At 59.1% G+C, this 18,943-nt stretch carries 17 protein-coding genes and 1 tRNA gene; 5 read left to right on the plus strand and 13 right to left on the minus strand.

The window, feature by feature from the left end; all coding sequences use genetic code 11:
* Nucleotides 1-271 precede the first annotated feature (271 nt).
* Nucleotides 272-1,198, plus strand: a complete 927-nt coding sequence (gene metR / locus ACSSNI_RS13635) for a transcriptional regulator MetR (protein ID WP_200638946.1) — start codon at nt 272-274, stop codon at nt 1,196-1,198.
* A gap of 1 nt (nt 1,199) precedes the next feature.
* On the opposite strand, the gene ACSSNI_RS13640 is transcribed toward metR, so the two are convergent.
* From ACSSNI_RS13640 to ACSSNI_RS13650, 3 genes are all read right to left on the minus strand, one after another.
* Complete coding sequence (locus tag ACSSNI_RS13640) at nt 1,200-2,327, minus strand: GNAT family N-acetyltransferase (RefSeq protein ID WP_200638944.1); 1,128 nt, start codon at nt 2,325-2,327, stop codon at nt 1,200-1,202.
* 88 nt (nt 2,328-2,415) lie between these two features.
* Nucleotides 2,416-3,720 carry an OprO/OprP family phosphate-selective porin gene (locus ACSSNI_RS13645; protein WP_200638939.1) on the minus strand — a complete coding sequence of 435 codons (1,305 nt, stop codon included), beginning with the start codon at nt 3,718-3,720 and terminating at the stop codon, nt 2,416-2,418.
* A 245-nt stretch (nt 3,721-3,965) separates the two neighbouring features.
* Nucleotides 3,966-5,087 carry a beta-ketoacyl-ACP synthase III gene (locus ACSSNI_RS13650; RefSeq protein WP_102835875.1) on the minus strand — a complete coding sequence of 374 codons (1,122 nt, stop codon included), beginning with the start codon at nt 5,085-5,087 and terminating at the stop codon, nt 3,966-3,968.
* Nucleotides 5,088-5,358: 271 nt separating this feature from the next.
* Here ACSSNI_RS13650 and ACSSNI_RS13655 point away from each other — a divergent pair, with 271 nt between their 5' ends.
* The gene (locus tag ACSSNI_RS13655; RefSeq protein ID WP_200638938.1) at nt 5,359-5,889 is read left to right on the plus strand and encodes a hypothetical protein; all 531 of its coding nucleotides are present in this window, start codon (nt 5,359-5,361) and stop codon (nt 5,887-5,889) included.
* A gap of 1 nt (nt 5,890) precedes the next feature.
* Here the strand turns inward: ACSSNI_RS13655 and ACSSNI_RS13660 are convergent, their stop codons facing one another.
* Entirely contained in the window at nt 5,891-6,103 is a 213-nt protein-coding gene (locus ACSSNI_RS13660) for a DUF3820 family protein (protein WP_102835996.1), read from the minus strand.
* A 190-nt stretch (nt 6,104-6,293) separates the two neighbouring features.
* Between ACSSNI_RS13660 and ACSSNI_RS13665 the strand changes: the two genes are divergently transcribed.
* Nucleotides 6,294-6,827, plus strand: a complete 534-nt coding sequence (locus tag ACSSNI_RS13665; protein WP_200638937.1) for an ankyrin repeat domain-containing protein — start codon at nt 6,294-6,296, stop codon at nt 6,825-6,827.
* A gap of 57 nt (nt 6,828-6,884) precedes the next feature.
* Here ACSSNI_RS13665 and ACSSNI_RS13670 read toward each other — a convergent pair whose 3' ends face one another.
* From ACSSNI_RS13670 to ACSSNI_RS13685, 4 genes are all read right to left on the minus strand, one after another.
* Nucleotides 6,885-7,871 (minus strand): lysylphosphatidylglycerol synthase transmembrane domain-containing protein, encoded by a 987-nt coding sequence (locus tag ACSSNI_RS13670; protein ID WP_200638935.1) that lies wholly within the window; start codon nt 7,869-7,871, stop codon nt 6,885-6,887.
* The gene (locus ACSSNI_RS13675; protein ID WP_200638934.1) at nt 7,868-8,632 is read right to left on the minus strand and encodes a DUF2334 domain-containing protein; all 765 of its coding nucleotides are present in this window, start codon (nt 8,630-8,632) and stop codon (nt 7,868-7,870) included. Before ACSSNI_RS13675 ends, ACSSNI_RS13670 begins: the two co-directional genes overlap by 4 nt.
* Nucleotides 8,625-9,740, minus strand: a complete 1,116-nt coding sequence (locus ACSSNI_RS13680) for a glycosyltransferase family 4 protein (RefSeq protein WP_200638932.1) — start codon at nt 9,738-9,740, stop codon at nt 8,625-8,627. The genes ACSSNI_RS13675 and ACSSNI_RS13680 overlap by 8 nt, the downstream gene beginning before the upstream one ends.
* A 174-nt stretch (nt 9,741-9,914) precedes the next feature.
* A complete protein-coding gene (locus ACSSNI_RS13685; protein ID WP_200638930.1) occupies nt 9,915-10,790 on the minus strand; it encodes a YihY/virulence factor BrkB family protein in 876 nt (291 codons plus the stop codon).
* Nucleotides 10,791-11,119: 329 nt separating this feature from the next.
* On the opposite strand from ACSSNI_RS13685, the gene ACSSNI_RS13690 reads away from it, so the two are divergent.
* The gene (locus ACSSNI_RS13690; protein WP_200638929.1) at nt 11,120-12,391 is read left to right on the plus strand and encodes an oligosaccharide flippase family protein; all 1,272 of its coding nucleotides are present in this window, start codon (nt 11,120-11,122) and stop codon (nt 12,389-12,391) included.
* On the plus strand, nt 12,388-13,629 hold the full coding sequence (locus tag ACSSNI_RS13695; RefSeq protein ID WP_200638928.1) for a polysaccharide pyruvyl transferase family protein: 1,242 nt from the start codon (nt 12,388-12,390) through the stop codon (nt 13,627-13,629). The genes ACSSNI_RS13690 and ACSSNI_RS13695 overlap by 4 nt, the downstream gene beginning before the upstream one ends.
* Before the next feature lie 81 nt (nt 13,630-13,710).
* Here ACSSNI_RS13695 and ACSSNI_RS13700 read toward each other — a convergent pair whose 3' ends face one another.
* From ACSSNI_RS13700 to ACSSNI_RS13720, 5 genes are all read right to left on the minus strand, one after another.
* A complete protein-coding gene (locus tag ACSSNI_RS13700; protein ID WP_102835867.1) occupies nt 13,711-15,915 on the minus strand; it encodes an OsmC domain/YcaO domain-containing protein in 2,205 nt (734 codons plus the stop codon).
* A gap of 192 nt (nt 15,916-16,107) precedes the next feature.
* Nucleotides 16,108-16,183: transfer RNA gene (locus ACSSNI_RS13705), tRNA-Thr, on the minus strand.
* 100 nt (nt 16,184-16,283) lie between these two features.
* Nucleotides 16,284-17,108, minus strand: a complete 825-nt coding sequence (locus ACSSNI_RS13710) for a DUF3618 domain-containing protein (RefSeq protein WP_200638896.1) — start codon at nt 17,106-17,108, stop codon at nt 16,284-16,286.
* Complete coding sequence (locus tag ACSSNI_RS13715) at nt 17,105-17,557, minus strand: phage holin family protein (protein WP_102835865.1); 453 nt, start codon at nt 17,555-17,557, stop codon at nt 17,105-17,107. The genes ACSSNI_RS13710 and ACSSNI_RS13715 overlap by 4 nt, the downstream gene beginning before the upstream one ends.
* Entirely contained in the window at nt 17,554-18,465 is a 912-nt protein-coding gene (locus ACSSNI_RS13720) for a hypothetical protein (RefSeq protein ID WP_200638894.1), read from the minus strand. Before ACSSNI_RS13720 ends, ACSSNI_RS13715 begins: the two co-directional genes overlap by 4 nt.
* Nucleotides 18,466-18,943: the final 478 nt, after the last annotated feature.

Below are 18,943 nucleotides of genomic sequence, written 5' to 3' on the forward strand. Positions count from 1 at the left end.
CTTTTCAGGCGTACAGACCGGCCCTCGGCATTCGGTACGTCGCGGCATCCTGAATATCAACGAAAGGAACTTGAGATGGGTTTGATAGCGACGCCGCTTTGCACACTCATTCGTGCGCACCCTTCAAACGCCAACTATTGACGTGCCGGCTCGACAAGGGTCGGCGCGCTGGGACACACTTCGCCGCCACGATGAGAACGGCTCAAGTCACCCGTCCTCAGCACCTAGTTAAAACCCCGGCTCGCCAACGAAACAGCAGGAAGACCCCAGCATGCTGGAAATCCGCCACCTGAAGACCCTTCATGCACTGCGCGAAACCGACAGTTTGGTAGAGGCCGCCGAGCGGCTGCATCTGACCCAGTCGGCCCTGTCCCATCAGTTCAAGGAACTGGAGGAACGGTTGGGTTTGCAGCTGTTTGTCCGTAAGACGCGGCCGGTGCGTTTCACCAGCGCCGGGTTGCGTCTGTTGCAGCTGGCCGACAGCTTGCTGCCGCAGCTGCGCAGTGCCGAGCGGGACCTGGCCCGGCTTGCTGGCGGCACCGCAGGACGCCTGCACATGGCAATCGAATGCCACAGCTGCTTCCAGTGGCTGATGCCAACCATCGACCAGTTCCGCGATGCCTGGCCGGAGGTCGAGCTGGACCTGGCCTCGGGGTTTTCCTTCGCGCCGCTTCCGGCGTTGGCACGAGGTGATCTGGATCTGGTGGTGACGTCCGATCCAGTAGACCTGCCGGGCATCACCTATGTGCCGCTGTTCACCTACGAAGCGCTGCTCGCCGTCGCCAATCAGCACGGGCTCGCGCCCCGCCCGTTCGTGCGCGCCGAAGACCTGGCCAGCGAAACCCTGATCACCTATCCGGTGGAACGGGATCGTCTGGACATCTTCACCCGCTTTCTGGAGCCGGCCGATGTCGAACCGGCGCAGGTGCGGACGTCCGAACTCACCGTGATGATGATGCAGCTGGTGGCCTCCGGTCGCGGCGTATGCTGCGTGCCGAACTGGGCATTGCATGAATACACCGCGCGCGGCTATGTCACGGCCAAACGCCTGGGTGAAAAAGGCTTATTTGCCACCCTTTATGCGGGCATCCGCGCAGACATGCTGGACTCGCCGTTCATGCGCGATTTCCTTTTGACCGCCAAGGACACATCCTTCTCGACCCTGGAAGGGGTCAGCGCCGCGTCGAAGACCAGATAGATTATTCCTGCCGATACGGCAGCGCATCGCGCGCTGTCTCGGCATAGCGCATCACGCCCAGCCGCTCCTGCTGAAGGAACTCGCTGACCGCAGCACGCAGCCCCGGATGCTCCAGGTAGTGCCAGGAACGCGTGATCACCGGCTCGAAGCCGCGTATCAGCTTGTGCTCGCCCTGTGCTCCGGCATCGAAGCGTGACAGACCGGCGGCAATCGCCTGATCGATCCCCTGGTAAAAACAGGTTTCGAAATGCAGGCGGTCGAAGTCCGCAAGGCTGCCCCAATAGCGACCATACAGCTCGCCAGCGCTGATCAGGCTAAACGCCATGGCCACCGGCCGGCCGCTCTGGCAGGCAAGCACCACGCGGATCGCCTCGGGCATCCGCTCTGCCAGCAGGCTGAAGAAGCTGCGAGTCAGATACGGTGCCTGGCCGCGCACATGATAGGTATTGGCGTAACAGGCATAGACGAAATCCCACTCCTGTTCGCTGACCTGGTGACCTTCGCGCCACTCGAACTCGATCCCCTGCCCCGCCACCTGCTCGCGCTCCTTGCGCAGCTGCTTGCGCTTGCGCGAAGTGAGGCCGTCCAGGAAATCCTGAAAGTCGCGGTAGCCGCGGTTGTGCCAGTGAAACTGGCAACCGATGCGCTCAAGCCAGCCATCACGGTTCTGGAAAACCGCATCGGCGTCCGGCTCGGTGAAGTTCACGTGCAGGCTGGAATGTCCCTGCGCGTCAAGCTCCGCCATGAGCTGATCAAGCAACCGCCCCGCCGCCGCGCGATCACCGAGGAGCCGTGCGCCGGTCACTGGCGAGAACGGCACCGCGCAGAGCAGCTTGGGGTAGTAGTCGATGCCGGCGCGATGACAGGCGTCGGCCCAGGCCCAATCAAACACGTACTCGCCGTTGGAGTTGGTCTTGCCGTACAGCGGTAGCGCGGCGATCACGTCACCCTGCGCATCGCTGAGGACTTGATGATGCGGACGCCAACCGGTGCGACCCCCGACGCTGCCGCTGTCTTCCAAAGCGGACAGGAAAGCGTGCCTTAGAAACGGCTGAGGGTTATCGACAAGCAATGCATCCCAACGAGCGGGATCGATATCAGCGAGGCGGGACAGGGTCTGAATAGGCATGCGCGCCAGTCTGGCCTGTAACCGGGACGAAAAAAAGCCCCAAGAACATGGGGCTTTATAAGGAGCATCGCGAGCGTAGCGGTGTTGCTTAGAAGACGTATTGGGCGCGCAGGGAAATGGCGTCGCCGTCGTCGTCGCCATTGGCGTTGACCACGTCATCCACACTGGTCTTCAGGTAGTTGGCGGAGATCTTTACCGCCTCGTTGGCATACCAGTTGACGCCGATGGTGTGAGTCTTCGCGGCGGCCTCGGCACTGTCGACCGTCAAGCCGGCCACAGGCACGGCGCCACCTTCACCAACCGGCAACATGGCCGTTTCGTCAACCGTGATGTTGTCGTAACGGTAGAAGACCTCCCACGCGCCGAGTTGCTTGTTCTCGGGCTTGATCTTGTCGAACTTGCCGCCATCAAGCTTGTAGCTGCGTGACTCACCGGTAAGTGTGTAGGCGAGCTGGACGTTGTAGCCGGTAGCTTCCAGATCGTTGTCATTGCCGTTCAGGGCAGCGTCGCCATCCGCGTTGCGGGTGAGGTACTCGCCCTGGACGGAGAACGGGCCGATCATGTACGCCGCTTCGAGGCCCCAGGCCTGGTCAGTGCCATCCAGCGCGGCGCCACCAAACAACGCGCGGTTACCATTCGGACCGTCTTCGGTGGTGCCGCGGATCGACAGGCGCGATTCGATTTCTTCTTCAAAGCCCGCTTCGACCTCACGTGTAGCGAAATTCAGACCGAAGTGCAGCACCTGGTCATCTTGAACGATCGGCGCGACCACACCGCGAGCGATGAAAGAGGTGTTGTTCTGGCCATCTTCATCCTCGTTTCCGCTCTGGCGGTATCCGCCGACTTCACCATGGAACATGCCTGCTGTTGCGCGCAGTCGGATGCCTTCGCCATCTTCATGGCTATTCAGCCAGGGCGCCAGGTCATACATGGCCGACCGCTCGATCGCAGTGATCCATTTGGAACTGACCGCTTCTTCCAGACCGAAAGTCGGCTTGATGCGGCCTATCGATAGTTGGACGGGCTTCCAACCGTTGTAGTGGATCGCCAGTTCATTCCAGTTGCTCGAGCTGTCGCCGAAGTTGCGGTTGAACGTATATCCCCAGTCGGTAAAGGCCACACCCGATATCTCGATACGTGCCCGGCGGAAATAGGTCTCGTCAGCACGCTCACCGTTTTGGGTGTAGAAACCATCGAAGCTGTCGGCATCGGCTTGCAGACGACCGTTGATCTTGAAAGAGAACTCCTTGTCCGTCGTTCCTACTTCCAGACCACCCTTGGTCTTGATCATGATATCGGCGCCATCGGTGGTAACGGTACCGGCGAAAGCCTGGGCGGAAACGGCCAGAGCGAGGGCGCTGGCGGCGAAACCGGCGAAGTGCTTACGGATCATCGAAAATTCCCCTTTTGGTTTAGCGTTGGAAAACACACAGCTAGTGGCTCTTTGTGTTGCCGGCATCTTGGCCAGCACGTGTGTCATCCAGGTGGCTGTTCCATAAAGGTTTTATGACAACGGGAACTTAAAAACGCCGTTCTTATCGCCGCTTATCGAGACTACGGTTGCTCATCCCTCCATCAAGTGGCAGGTACAAAAAAGGCGGACCGAAGTCCGCCTTTTGCTTCAGGGGTTAGCGTGAATCAGCGCTTGCGCAGGATCACGCTACCGATGGAGTAGCCCGCACCAAACGAGCTGAGCACGCCAAGGGTGCCAGCCGGCAGGTCATCCTGATGCTTGTGAAAGGCAATTACCGAACCCGCCGAACTGGTATTGGCGTAGGTATCAAGGATGACGGGCGCCTCTTCCGGGCTGGCGTCGCGGCCAAGCAGCTTGCGCACAATCAGGTGGTTCATGTTGAGGTTGGCCTGGTGCAGCCAGAAGCGCTTGACCTCGCCGACCTCGATTTCATTTTCCTTCAGGTGCTCACCGATCAGCTCAGCCACCATCGGGCAGACTTCCTTGAATACCTTGCGCCCTTCCTGAACGAACAGCTTGTCCGGGTTGGTCATGTATTCCTCGGCAGTGCGGTTGAGGAAGCCGAAGTTGTTGCGGATGTTGTTGGAGTATTCGGTCGCCAGCTTGGTGCTGACAACGTCCCACTGATATTGCGAAGTGGCTTGATCGGCGCGCTCGACGATAACGGCCGTGCAGGCGTCGCCGAAGATGAAATGGCTGTCCCGGTCACGGAAGTTCATGTGCCCGGTGCAGATCTCCGGGTTGACCATCAGCACCGCGCGCGCCTGCCCCAGCTGAACCGAGTTGGCGGCATTCTGGATACCGAAGGTTGCCGAAGAACAGGCCACGTTCATGTCGAAGCCGAACCCCTTGATACCGAGTGCAGCCTGCACTTCGATGGCCACGGCCGGATAGGCGCGCTGCAGGTTGGAACAGGCAACGATCACACCATCAATGTCGGCTGCGGTTTTGCCTGCGCGCTCAAGCGCCTGCTGGGCGGCCTTGACCGACATCTCGCAGAGGATGGACCACTCGTCGTTGCTGCGCTCGGGAATGCGCGGAACCATGCGATCCGCATCGAGGATGCCGGCCTTGTCAGTGACGAAGCGGCTCTTGATGCCCGACGCCTTCTCGATGAAGGCAGAGCTGGATTCCGGCATCGGCTGTACTTCACCCGCTTCGATTGCCGCGGCGTTCTCATCGTTGAAACGGCGCGAGTAGGTGTTGAAAGACTCAACCAGCTCGTCGTTGGAAATGCTCTGGGCAGGGGTGTAAAGGCCGGTACCGCTGATGACGACGTTATGCACAGTCGTTCCTCTCGAATATTGGCTGATCATAGTCGGGCGCCGGAACAGGAGCGAAGCCGGCCAGCGCCGATGCGATCGTTCATGCCGCGTCTGTTTATATGGCGGCTATTGTGCACGAAAACCGAACAGAATCTGCAGCTCAGCGCGTAAAAGCAGACAAAGGTTGACGATGTGCAGCGAGGGTTGCCACACAGCGGCAATGTCCACCGTGGCCCGCTGGCTCCAGGCTTTCGGGTATCCTTGCACGCCCTCATTCCAGGACTGCGCCCCGATGAAAGAGCCACTCGCCGAACTGATACGTCTGACCAGCTCAGGCTGCATGAGCGAAGACGAGATCAACCGGCTCGCCGACGAAGCGGCTCAGGCCTATGCCGATCCCCAGGCCTTTCTGCAGGCGAACCCGGACATCATCTACGACGATGATTTCCCCATTCCGCTGGGCGAATGGATGATCGTCGGCAGCCTGCCGGACACCGTATTGTTCCAGGCCGACGATTATCAGGCTTTGTTCGAACAGATCGTCGGGTCATTTGGGCCAGATGTGAATTTCGTGCTCAAGTCAAAGCAGCTGGCGAAAACCGAGCCGCTCAAGGCACTCAACCGTATCCAGACCCAACTCAGCAGTCTCTACCCGGAAAAAGGCGGCTATGTGCTGGTGGATTTCAGCGAGCCACTGGACGACGAACTGCAAGCGGTGCTCGTCTACACCTGCGATATCGAGCGAGTCATGGCGCTGGCGGTGGAGGTGGGCATCTATGCAGCCCCAGCACTTGCGGCCCTGCAAGCAGAAAGCGAAGACTGACTCAGCGCCGGCGCAGCGGCTCGAGCAAGCCGGACAGGCCGTTGTGGTCGATCTCCTGCATCAGCGCTAACAGCTGGCCGAGATCCCCGGGCGGAAAACCGACCCGGGCGAACCAGTTCAGGTAATTGCCCGGCAGATCCGCAATCAGCCGTCCCTTGTATTTGCCGTACGGCATCGTCTGGGTCACCAGGCGTTCCAGGTCTTCAGGTTTCATTGCAGCGCTACCGGCGGATGGGCCGCAGATACTGCCATAGCCATTGTGGCCGTGCAGCTTTCGGCCCGTTCCGCACATTTGCGCAGCCTGTCGGTCGGATAGAAACGCAGCCCTCCCGCACCGGCCAATCGCTTGCGAAATGACGCGTCCCGCGCCGCTGCGCCAAAACCATAAAGCCGAGGAGATCAAGATGACGGAACAACCGAGCCCCAAGCCCGAACTGGACGAGGCCGCACTGGCGTTCGCCGAACAGGTTTTCGAAAGCGCCCGTACCGGCGACGCTCAGCGTCTGGCTGATCTGCTCGGTCGCGGCTTGCCGGCCAACATTCGCAACCACAACGGCGACAGCCTGTTGATGCTCACCAGCTACCACGGCCATCTGGACGCCTCCCGCGTGCTGCTGGAAAACGGTGGCGATCCCCAGCTACGCAATGACAAGGGCCAGAGCCCGCTGGCCGGCGCCGCCTTCAAGGGCAACCTGGAGATGACCCGCCTGCTGCTAGACCACGGCGCCGACGTCGAAAGCGCGACACCCGACGGCAAGACCGCACTGATGATGGCCGCCATGTTCAATCGTGCCGAGATTGTCGAGCTGCTGCTGGCGCACGGCGCAGACCCGAGACGCGCAGACATAAACGGCGTTACGGCCCTGACCGCTGCGCAATCCATGGGTGCGCAAGACACTCCAGAACTGATAACCGAAGCTCTCGCTGGCTGCAACTGAGGTTCAGCTGCGCAGGCTCTGGACGGCAGCCCTCCCTAACGCACTGGCTCAGGAAGGTCATGACAAATTCCGGCTTTTGGTCCAGCGAAAAGTCGGCCATAAATACAGAAACAGCGGCGCGCCAGCGATCAGATAGAAGTAGTAGGTCACAAATCGCCAGATCAGGATCGCCGCCGCGGCCGTCGACTTCCCCACGAACGGCGCAAGCAAGGCTGCGGAAGCGAGTTCGGCGCTGCCCGCACCGCCCGGTAGCAGGCTCAACTGCCCAGCCGTCAAGGCCAACATCTGCACGATAAACGTCCAGGCCCAGGCCAGGGATTTGCCCAGGCCCAGCAAGGTGAGATAAAGCACGCTATAGCGCAGCAACCAATGCAAAGTCGTCAGGACGAATACGCTTAGCAGGATCGACAGGGGCAATCTGAAACACTCAAGCACGGCATTGCGAAAACTCAGCGCCTTTTTGGCCCAGCTGCGCTGTCGAGCGCCCTTCACACCGAGCCGGCTGATCAACCAGCCATTGAGCAGGAACACCTGCCGGTGAAAGCGCCCGAGCAACGCCAGCAGCACCATCAGGCCGATCAGCAACGCCGCACTGACGCCCAATAGACTGGCGATATAGGTATTCAGCGAATGGGTGACCGCATAGATGAGCACACCCACCAGCGCACAGGCAAAAAACAGCAGGTCGGTGAGCTGCTCAACGGCATAGGTGGCGGTGCCCTTGGCGGGCGGAACGCCATGGCGCAGCAGCAGCGCCATCATGGTCAACGGGCCACCCGCGCCGCCGGGCGTGGCACAGATGGCAAATTCCGTGGCGATCACGATGCCCACCGCTCGGTGCTGGCCCAGGCGTCGACGGCCGACAAGCAGCCGCAGCCGTAGCGCGTTCAAGTACCAGCCAACAACGATCATGCCCAGCATCAGCAACAGCAACCCCGGCGGAAAGCTGCGCAACCGCTCAAGCAAACCGCTGCCGCCGAGCAGAATTGGCACCAGTGCCGCCACCACTAAAGCGCCAGCGAGCAACCACCAGCGGCGATTCATGCCGCGGCGCTCGAGGCCAGTATGTGTCGATCAAGCCAGTCAATCTTTGTCACCGGCTTGCGTCCGTCCGCCAAAAGCCGAGTCAGCAGGTCCAGCCAGTATTGCCGCGAGAACCCATGCCGCATGTCCACCGGATGCAACCCGAGCCGCAACACCGGCGATTGCTGGTGCCGCTTGAGCATCTGCTCGCTGATCAGCCGCGACATGCCGCGGCGCCAAGCGCTTCGAGCGCTCCAGACCACCCCCGGCGCGTCAACGGTTCGATAGTCGGGCAACAAGTAGAAGTGACCTGGGTCGCTGGTATAGGTCAGCCCGGTTGCCGCCAAGGCTTGCCGAGCACCCGGCCCCAACAACCAGGCAGGTGCCACGAAACCATGAAGGGGCCACTGGTGGCGCTGAAACAGCTCAATACCGCGCTGCAAACGCCTGGCGGACTCCTCGCGACTGAGCGGGTAGAACTCGCCTTCATGGGTTAAGACGCGGCGCATAAACCAGTCTCGTGGCGTGCGTGGCGAGGGGGCTTCATCTGCGTGGTAGAAACCATGCAGGATGAGCTCATCGCCACGGGCCAGCCGCCCGTCCAGCAGGCGTCGAAAATCAACATGATCGTCGAGCCGGTTGCGACGGTGAAAATCCGGCACGACAAGCCAGCAGATCGGTATCTGACCCAGCGCGTCGACCGCTTCGACGAAGGGCCGGTAATCGGGCCAGGTCTCGGGCGCCACGTCATGCAGCACCAGCATCAGGCTGCGCTCAGCCATGCACGGCAACCGGCAGTTCAGCGGTGCCCAACACGGCGTGATAATGCGCCAGCAATCCGGCTACCACCGCATCCCATGCGTGATGCGCCTCGACATGCTGACGGGCCTGCATCCCCAGCAGACGTGGGTCGTCCTCGAATAACTCCCGGACGGTCTGCGCCATCGCTGGAGCGTCCAAAGGGCGACATAACCGACCGGTATGGAAGGGCACCAGTTCTGGTAGTGCGCCGGCGCGTGCCGCAATCACCGGTATCCCACTGGCCATGGCTTCGAGCGCCACCAGACCGAAAGTCTCCTGATTTCCGGCGTGCAGCAGCACGTCACTGCTGGCCATGTAGCGCGCCACGTCCGCCGCCGGGCAAAAACGATCGATCACCGACACGTTAGATGGCACACGATGGGGCATGCCGGAACCGACCAGCAGCAGGTGATAGGGGTCACCCAGCCGGCGTGCGGTCTCCAGCAGAACGTCGAGGTTCTTTTCGCGCGACCCGCGCCCAGCAAAGATCATCAACCGAGTATCGTCAGCAACGCCCAGTTCGCGGCGCACTTGCGGATCGCGCAGGCTTGGCCGAAAGGTGTCCAGATCCACGCCCAATGGTTGCACATAGACGTTCTCGACCCCGAGCGACGTCAGCTTTTGCGCCATTACCTGGCTTGGCGCCAGCACCCGGTCGAAGCTGCTGTACAGCCGCGACACATAGCCATTCATGTTGGTGCCCAGCCACCCGCCGATGCGGTTACTCACTAATAACGGAAGATCCGAGTGGTAGAAGCCGATCACCGGCACGTCCAGGCGTCGCCCGGCGTCCAGAGCCGCCCAGGCAGTCATATAAGGGTCCCCGACTTCGATCACGTCGGGACGAAGGGAGCGCAATTGATTCCGCCAGGGAGCTCGCCGTACAGGAAACCGATAGCCCCTGCCAAAAGGCAGTGCGGGCGCAGGTATCTGATAGATGCCGGCATTGTGGCTATAGCGCTCACCCGGCACGAGGATGCTGTGGCGGACGCCCGCATACTGCTGCAGCCGGCGGTGCTTGGCCTCGAGATAAGTACGCACACCGCCACTGGCGGGGGCGTAGAACATGGTCATGTCGGCAATGTGCAAGGTGGAGCATCTCCATTAGGTCTCGATGCAGAACCTTCGGAGCAGGGCCCGTCAGCCGTAATCTGCCGCTCCTTGACGGTGTACAGCGAGACCACCGCTCGAAAGATTCTGCAATGAAATCAATGGACCACCGCCCCTGACAGTTGTTCGCCGGCGCACCGGCGTTATCCGCCGCTAGCCGTCGACACGCTTGTCGCCCTCAGATTTACCCTCTGCGGAGGCATGTTCGATTACGGCATTCATCTCGGCACCGAAGAGCAGCACCGCTGCCGATATGTAGAAGTACAGCAACAGCACGATGACCGCCCCGATACTGCCGTAGGTCGCGTCGTAGTTACCGAAGTTCTGTACATACAAGCCAAAGGCTATGGAGGCGGCAATCCAGACAATCACAGCTAGTACCGAACCTGGAGTGATGAAGCGGAACTCCTGTTCGACATCGGGCGTGACGTAATAGATCACCGCCAGCACCAGCATCATCAGCACCACCACAACGGGCCAGCGCAGCCATGTCCAGAGGGTGACCACGATGTCCTTCAGGCCAACCTGATCGGCCAACCACTCGATGACTTGTGGGCCGACAATCATCAATGCCGCGGTAGCCAGCAGAATCAGCGCCAGGCCGATGGTGTACACGACCGAGAGGAGGATCAGCTTCCAGGTTGGCCGCCCTTCCTCGACGTCATAGGCCTTGTTCATTGCGTTCATCAACGAGCGCACCCCGATTGAGGCCGACCACAACGCCACGAGAATACCGAAGGAGAGGAAGCCACCTTTTTCCTCCTGCATCTCGTCAATGACAGGGTTGACGAGGCTAAGGGCGTCGGGCGGTAACACCAGCGACGCCTGCTGACGGAGCCAGGTGAAAAACTCTTGCAGATCTAGCAGACCCAGCAGGGCGATCAGAAACAGCAGAAACGGAAACAACGAGAAGATGGCACGGTACGCCAAGGCCGACGCATAGGTAGTCATGTCGTCGTTGCTGAACTCCTTGAAGGTGCGTTTCAGCAGCTCGAAGCTGCCTATACCACGCAAATCCAGCATCGCCATTCCCCCGTTCACTGTGATTAAAGCCGAAGCCGTTAATCGTGGGACGACCCCCGCCTGCAAGAGTTCGGCCCACGTGACGGGCGACGCAATGTAGTGCCCGCTCGCACCGGACGCGCCCCACCGGCTTAAGCACGACTGAGGCGTGGCGGAGGAACTTTCTCCGTTCGCAACGCTCTTGATGGAGTCGCCAATTTGGTCCAACGCTGACTGAAAGCGCACGCACAGCTGCCAGGTACAAATCGCTTAATCCGCGCGTTTGGCTTGGCAGGAGCAGCAACCCGGACGCCAGCCATGGCTTTTGTCGCGATCAGCGGCTGCAGGAGCACTGAATGAAATCGGCCTATGCCACGGACGCAGCCCAGCCTGGAATGAAAGCCGACCTCGTCAAATACGCTCGACTCATAGTGACCAAAGGCAGCGGCGCCGGCGCTACGCTCGGCCTGAATATTCTGTTGGCGCGGTTTCTCGTGCCGGAGCTTGCCGGTACCGTGTTCTTTTGCGTGGCCCTGGGCATCTTTCTGTCGCTGCTCGCACGACTTGGCCTCGACATCGCTTGCCTGAAGAACATTTCATCCTTACACGAAGGCCAGCAGCGCAGCTATTTCGACCGTGCACTGATACTCGCAGCGCTGATGAACATTCCGGCGTTCCTGATAGGCCTGGCAGTGGTGTATTTCTCCGAGACCACACAAGCCTATTTCGTTCATGCGGCAGTTCTGTTCGCAGTCACTGCGCTTGGCCTGTCACTGCTGAGCATCGCCAGCGAAACCTTGAAGGCCAAGCACAAAACCAGCGAAGGCCTGTTCTGGCAGACGGCGTTTCAGCCTGCACTGACGCTTCTACTGGTGGCGATCACCGGCAATGACCTGACGACGGTCGTGGGCTGCTTCGCGTTCAGTTTCACGCTGGCCATTCTCGGGTCGATCTGGCGCGCCCGCACCAGCCTGCCCCCGTCAGGATCCGAGGCTCCGCTGGGCTGGCGAACCATGCTCATTCTCTGCATACCGCTGATGCTGATCGCCGTCATGAACAGCATCATCGAGCTGTCCGACACGTTGTTGCTCGGCGTGCTGCGCTCGGCCAGCGAAGTCAGCATCTATTACATCGCCGCCAAGATTGCAGCGCTCTCGACCACACTGCTGTTCATCATCAACGGCACCATCGCCCCGGACATCTCCAAGCGCTGGGCACGAGACGACCGCGCCGGTGCATTCGCCATTGTTCGCAAATATTCGCGTTTCATGCTGGCGCTGGCACTGATGATCCTGCTCGCCATCGGCCTGCTACGCGAATACATCCTTGCCGTGTTCGGCCCCGAATACCGCGAGCAAGGTATCTATCCATTGTTGGTCCTTGCTGTCGGCTACTTCTTTGTCCTGGCCGCCGGCCCTCTGGGCATCTTCATGACCATGACGGGCAATCACCGCCGATACCTTCACAACAACATTGCGGCCTGCGTGATCAACGTAGCGCTCAATCTGATCCTCATCCCGCGCTACGGCGTCAACGGCGCCTGCTTCGCAACCGCCGTGGCGCTGGCGATCAAAAACACTCTGCTCTACGTGCAGTTCAAGAATATCGAAAGGAGTCCGACGCCATGACTGACCGGATAAACGTAATCGCTTACGGAGCCTATGACCGGCACAACTATGGCGATCTGCTCTTCGCAATCGTCCTCAAGCGCTACCTGGAAGCGGATGGTCGCTTTTCGGTGATAGTTGCCGCGACCAAGAAATCCAATCTCTCGAGCTACGGGGCATTGCCCACCGTTCCGCTGAAAAAAGCGCTGGAGGCCACCCGACAGCAGCCGAAAACGATGCTCATCGTGGCGGGCGGCGAGTGCCTCACAGCGCAATGGGAAAGCATCATCGGCTACCTCGCGCCGCAGGCGATCTACTACCCGATCAAGGCCAGCCCCTATCTGATGGGCCACAAGGCGTTCATTCGCCTGAGCCGTCTGTTCACCTCGATTCCTTCTGACATTCCACTGGTCCTGGGTGAGCGCGACCTGCCCGGCTACAAGGTGATGTACAACAGCGTGGGTGGCAACGAGATCAGCCGGAAGAAGCCGCTGATCCATGACGCCATCAAGCGCAACCTCAAGGACTGCACCTATGTGTCCGTGCGTGACCGGGAAACATCGGCCGAGCTGGACAAGCTCGGAGTCGAGCACAACCTGGTACCGGACAGCGCCATCCTCATATCCGACATTTACCCGCAGCAGGTCGACTCGGCCGAGCCCGGCCATATCGTCTTCCATATTTCCGATCATCACGCCAAGCGGCGCATCGAGGCGATCGCTCAGCAACTGACCGAACTCAACGTCAATACCGGGCTCAAAATCGCACTGCTGACCATCGGCAAAGCGCCAGGCCACTCGGATGACGATCCTCTCGACAAGCTGCACAGCCTGCTCGGCGACGAGCGCGCGTACCGTGTCGATAGCGGGAACATCAATGACATCATCCACTGCATTGCCACCAGCAAGCTCTATTGCGGCACCAGCCTGCACGGCGCGATCACCGCGCTTGCCTATGCTGTTCCGCAAATCGCATTGCTGCCGCAGCGCGTGATCAAGCTGTCGAGCTTTCTGGAAACCTGGGTGCCGAAGCAGTCGTGTGGCTTTGCGGAAGTCCCGCAGATCAGCCAGATCGGCACCAACCTGATCAACGTCTTCGGCGATAACCAACGGGCCGAACTACGTGCGGTCGTTGAAGCCATGAAAGGCCGCGTGCGGGCTAACCTCGATCATATGGTCAATCTCTATGACGCAGCGCCCGCCCGGGGTGAGACGAGCGGTAACCAGCAGCGCAAGCCCGAAGCGGTAGCTGCAAGCTGATCGATCAGCTGCGTTATCTGAACAACAAAGCCCGCAGCAGTGCGGGCTTTGTTGTGTCCATCAGCTTGATCAACAGCGCAACTAGCGGGCCGTGGTCAGCGACCCGCCTCGAGCCGTATGGAGCTTCTTGTAGCTGTCGATCAGCCGCAGGTGACGATCGAGCCCTTCAAGCTTGATGCTGGTAGGCGTCAAGCCAAAAAAGCGCACGCTGCCGTCAAGCGAGCCGATCACCGCGTCCATCCGAATATCGCCAAACATCCTGCGGAAGTTCATTTCGAAATCATCCAGCTGCAGATCCTCATCCAGCTCCACTTCCAATACAGCGTTCACCGCCTGGTAAAACAAGCCACGCTCGACGGTGTTGTCGTTAAATTGAAGGAAGGCTTCCACCAGCTCTTTGGCGTCTTCGAAGCGCTGCAGAGCAAGACAGATCAACAGTTTCAGCTCGAGAATCGTGAGTTGCCCCCAGGCCGTGTTGTCATCGAACTCGATCCCGATCAGCGTCGTGATGTCGGTGTAGTCATCCAGCTCGCTTTCTTCCAGCCGCTCAACAAGTGCTTCCAGGCCGGCATCGTCCAGGCTGTGGAGATTCAGAATATCCGCCCGGAACAGCAGCGCTTTGTTGGTGTTATCCCAGATCAGATCTTCCACCGGGTAGATCTCGGAATACCCAGGGACGAGGATGCGGCAGGCCTTTGCGCCGAGGTCCTCGTAGATCGCCATGTACACTTCTTTCCCCATCTCCTCGAGGATGCCGAACAGGGTCGCGGCCTCCTTGGCGTTGGCGTCGTCGCCCTCGGCCGTGAAGTCCCATTCAACGAAATCGAAGTCCGCCTTGGAACTGAAGAAACGCCACGACACCACACCGCTCGAATCGATGAAATGTTCGACGAAGTTGTTCGGCTCGGTCACTGCGTTGCTTTCAAAGGTCGGTTGAGGCAAGTCGTTCAAGCCTTCAAAACTGCGCCCCTGCAACAACTCTGTAAGGCTGCGCTCCAGTGCGACTTCGAAACTGGGGTGAGCACCGAAGGAGGCGAATACACCGCCGGTTCGCGGGTTCATCAAGGTCACGCACATCACCGGAAACTGCCCACCCAGCGAGGCATCCTTTACCAGCACCGGGAAGCCTTGCTCTTCAAGTCCCTGAATACCGGCCACGATGCCAGAGAATTTAGCCAGCACGTCCTGAGGAACGTCCGGCAGCGCCATTTCCCCTTCAAGAATCTCCCGTTTCACAGCGCGCTCGAAGATTTCCGACAGGCATTGCACCTGGGCTTCAGCGAGCGTGTTGCCGGCACTCATGCCATTGCTGAGAAACAGGTTCTCGATCAGATTGGATGGGAAATAAACCTTTTCGCCGTCCGATTGGCGTACGAAAGGCAAGGCGCAAATGCCTCGCTCCACGTTGCCAGAGTTGGTGTCGTACAGGTGCGAGCCGCGCAGATCGCCGTCAGCGTTATAGATGTCCAGGCAGTACGCATCGAGTATTTCTTTTGGCAATGCGTCCTTACGGCCAGGCTTGAACCAAAGCTCGTTGGGGTAATGGACAAATTCTGCATTGGAGATGTCCTCACCCCAGAACTGGTCGTTGTAAAAGAAGTTGCAATTAAGTCGTTCGATAAATTCGCCAAGCGCCGACGCTAACGCACTTTCTTTCGTGGCGCCCTTCCCGTTGGTAAAACACATCGGAGAATGGGCATCACGAATATGCAGCGACCACACATTCGGAACGATATTGCGCCACGAAGCGATTTCGATCTTCATGCCCAGATCAGCCAATAGCCCGGACATATTGGCGATAGTTTGCTCAAGCGGCAGGTCTTTGCCGGCAATATAGGTGCTCGTTTCTGATCCCGTGCCGGGTAGCAGCAGCGCCTGAGCGTCGGCGTCAAGGCTCTCGACTTCTTCGATGACGAATTCCGGCCCCGTCTGCACCACTTTCTTCACGGTACAGCGCTCGATTGAACGCAGGATTCCTTGGCGGTCCTTATCGGAAATATCCGCAGGCAACTCGACCTGAATTTTGAATATCTGGTTATAGCGATTATCCGGATCGACAATATTGTTCTGCGACAATCGAATGTTCTCGGTCGGAATACTGCGGGTCTGGCAATACAACTTCACGAAGTACGCTGCGCATAGCGCCGATGAAGCGAGAAAATAATCGAACGGACCCGGTGCCGAACCATCGCCCTTGTAACGAATCGGTTGATCGGCGACCACCGTGAAATCATCAAACTTGGCTTCGAGCCTGAGGTTGTCGAGAAAATTAACCTTGATTTCCATGCGGGATTACCAGAGCGATACATTTGATCGCTATTATCCGGCTTCCGGACAAGAAGTCTTATCCTTTTCCCAATAGGCGCTCGGTGAACAGCCGCTTTTTCAGCCTCTGAAACAGCCACCCAACGTAGCGCGCTGCGCGATCGCCCTTCGGAAAATGAAAAAGGCCCACATCGCTGTGAGCCTTGATTTCATTGGTGCCGGTGAGAGGAGTCGAACCCCCGACCTTCGCATTACGAATGCGCTGCTCTACCTACTGAGCTACACCGGCGCCGAGCGGCGCATTATCGAATTTCGCCGGTGCGGACTCAAGCCCGCACCGGCGAAACTAGCGCTGTCATCGAACGACTTCGATTCAGCGTGGCGCTGCGTTAGATACCTGTAGAGGTACTACCAGTTGTACCAGTCGAGCTGGTTGAACTAGTCGAACCGGTCGAGCGATTACTGTCGCTATTGTTAACCTCGTGCTTCACACGATTCGCGACTTCCTCGCCTTTGGCCGAGGCTTTCTGGTAACCCTCTTCCGCCTTATGCCGAAGCTGGTCGGTCATGCGGTCGCTGGCCTCACCGAGCATTTCATCTTCGCGACGGGACGGCGGCACCGCAGCAGCAATCAGAGCACCAAGTGCGATACCGATCGCACCGAGGGCCAAGGGTTGCTCCTGCAGCAGCTGGTTGAATCCACCGCGTGCACGGTCCGCTCCGCCACGAATTCGAGCCGATGCCTGGCGCCCTGAGTCACTTGCACGCGTCCGGGCACTGCCCAGCGACTCGGATACGCTATGGCTCATCTGGCTGGCCTTCTCCTTCATGTTGGCGCCTTGTTGCTTCATACCAGCAGTATTGGCGTGAAGCTTGTCGCCCATGGAAGGACCGTCCGAACCCGTGCTGTAGGCCGTCGTGGTCACATTGGAATGAGGCTGGCGATTCTGCCCTGCCATCATCCAGATCAGTCCGATCGAGGTCAGGACGGTAGGAACCGGATTGGCCTTTACCGTATTGCTCAGGTTACCGAAGAACTCGCCACCGCCGCCTTTGACATAGCCCAGGGCGGTGTCAATCAACTCGCCGGGAGACAGTTTGTTTTCAAGCGCGTGGACAATGTTGCCGATCTCGGTACGCGTTTGATCAATCTCGCGCTCAAGCTCGTCTGGATCCTTCTGCGCTTCGGCATCAATCTGATTACGTGTGCTCATGATGTGTGCCCCTTCACAGCTTCTTTATCCTTGTTGACCGAATGAATGGTGCGCTCCGGCTTAAACGAGGAAGCCTGAAACTTCTTCTTGCCGGACGAAACCATGATCATCCCGATAACCACCACAACAGCCCCGACGATGAGCGCAGCGAGCCAAGGCTCGACCACGTTGCTCAGTGCGAAGACAGCCGACATCAATAAAACGATGAATCCACCGAGGAGCACTGCCCCGCCGGTAGCGACGCTGCCAGCACCCGCCTTGGTTGCTCGGATCGACTCGCTCATTTCTGCTTTTGCAAGCGCCAGTTCCTTGGTAATCAAGGACGGCACTTCATGAGTCAGCTGCCGAAGCAGCCCACCTACTGAGGTGTCGTTTTCTGGGCGATGGCCAGGCTCCAAAGTCGCATTGGAGGTCGTGGTTGTGGTCGTTGTCTTACGTGGTTCGCTCATGGGAAAAGTCCTCCGTCGGTACCCTTGCCGTCGCGGCTGGTCGTGGAGCCTGTACTGTTGGAACCAGCATTTGACCCTACGCCCAACCCACTACTGGTATTGGCACCCGTACCGGTGCCCGTCCCGCTGGAACCAGCGCCCAGGCCTGTGCCTACGCCGGTTGCCCAACCAGTTCCCAGCCCCGTAGAGCTGCCGGTTGTGGATCGGGAGGTGCTGGTTGCAGACGAAACACCTGCATTGCTGACGCTGCCAATAGAGCCTGACTCGCCTGTACTCAGGCGATCATTCAGCTCGTGTTGGTCGGAGCTGTGATGGCTGCTGGAACCGGTAACGGAACTGGAACTTCCCTGGTAGCCGTGATCACCCTGGGAAGCACGCTTGCTGGAAGCTCGAGCGAAACGAGTCAGCCCGAAGCCAAGTGCGATACTGCCGGTAATGAACAACGCTGGATTGTTTCGCGCCATGCGATTCACATCCTGGAAGAGCTCATCGACATTTTTGCCGCGCAGGCTGTCAGAGAACTGCACCATGCTTTGCGCCATGTCGGAGACATAATTGGACAGTCCAAGACGGTCCTGACCCTCAAGCTCTTGAGCAGCAGCTTTAGCGCTCTGGGCCACTTTCTCAATTTCATCAGCTGCGGTTTCCCGATAGCCTTCCAACTGAGATTTACCCTGCGTCTTCACCTGGTCGGCTGCCTGACGCGCTGTCGCTTTCGCGTCATCAGTGACATGACTGGCCGTGCCGGAGCCGGTGTTTTGGGATGCACTGGATGTATGACTGCCACTCGACCCCATTCCCGAGCTTGTCGAGCTGGTGGAGCTAGAGCCGGTGGTGCCGGTTGTGGAATCGGGGCCGGTCTTGGGTTGGCCACCGTAACCAGTAATTTCGTCGTCGGGTGTAGTCATTTGATTCACCTTTTATATGGCTTGGCCGGAAGACCACGGTCCGTAGGAACACAGCAAGAGCGGTGGGCCGCGAACTGTGTAGTTTTCGGTGCGCACATATATGGTGACCGGGGGTAGATTTTTGAGTTCCATATTTTCAAGGCCGCGGCAAGTGCCCTACTCAAGCCAATAAAAACTCAACGCAACTTGGATTAACTGACGGCAGCGTGATGGCACTTTGTTCACCATTTCTCGCAATACCGCACCATCACTGAGTTAAAGCGAAGCGATAGACAAACAAGCGAAGCGGCAGTATTAGCGATCACTGTATGTATCTTTGATTGGAAAACTCCGCGTTACTTTAGGTACAGCGAAACCGCAGCCGACGAGCTGCACCGCGATTCGCTAGAAAACAAATCGCTAGAATCGAGTAGGAGGCGGATTCACATCCGCCGTCCTCTCACACCACCGTACGTACGGTTCCGTATACGGCGGTTCA

Source organism: Stutzerimonas tianxiuensis, from assembly GCF_053470365.1.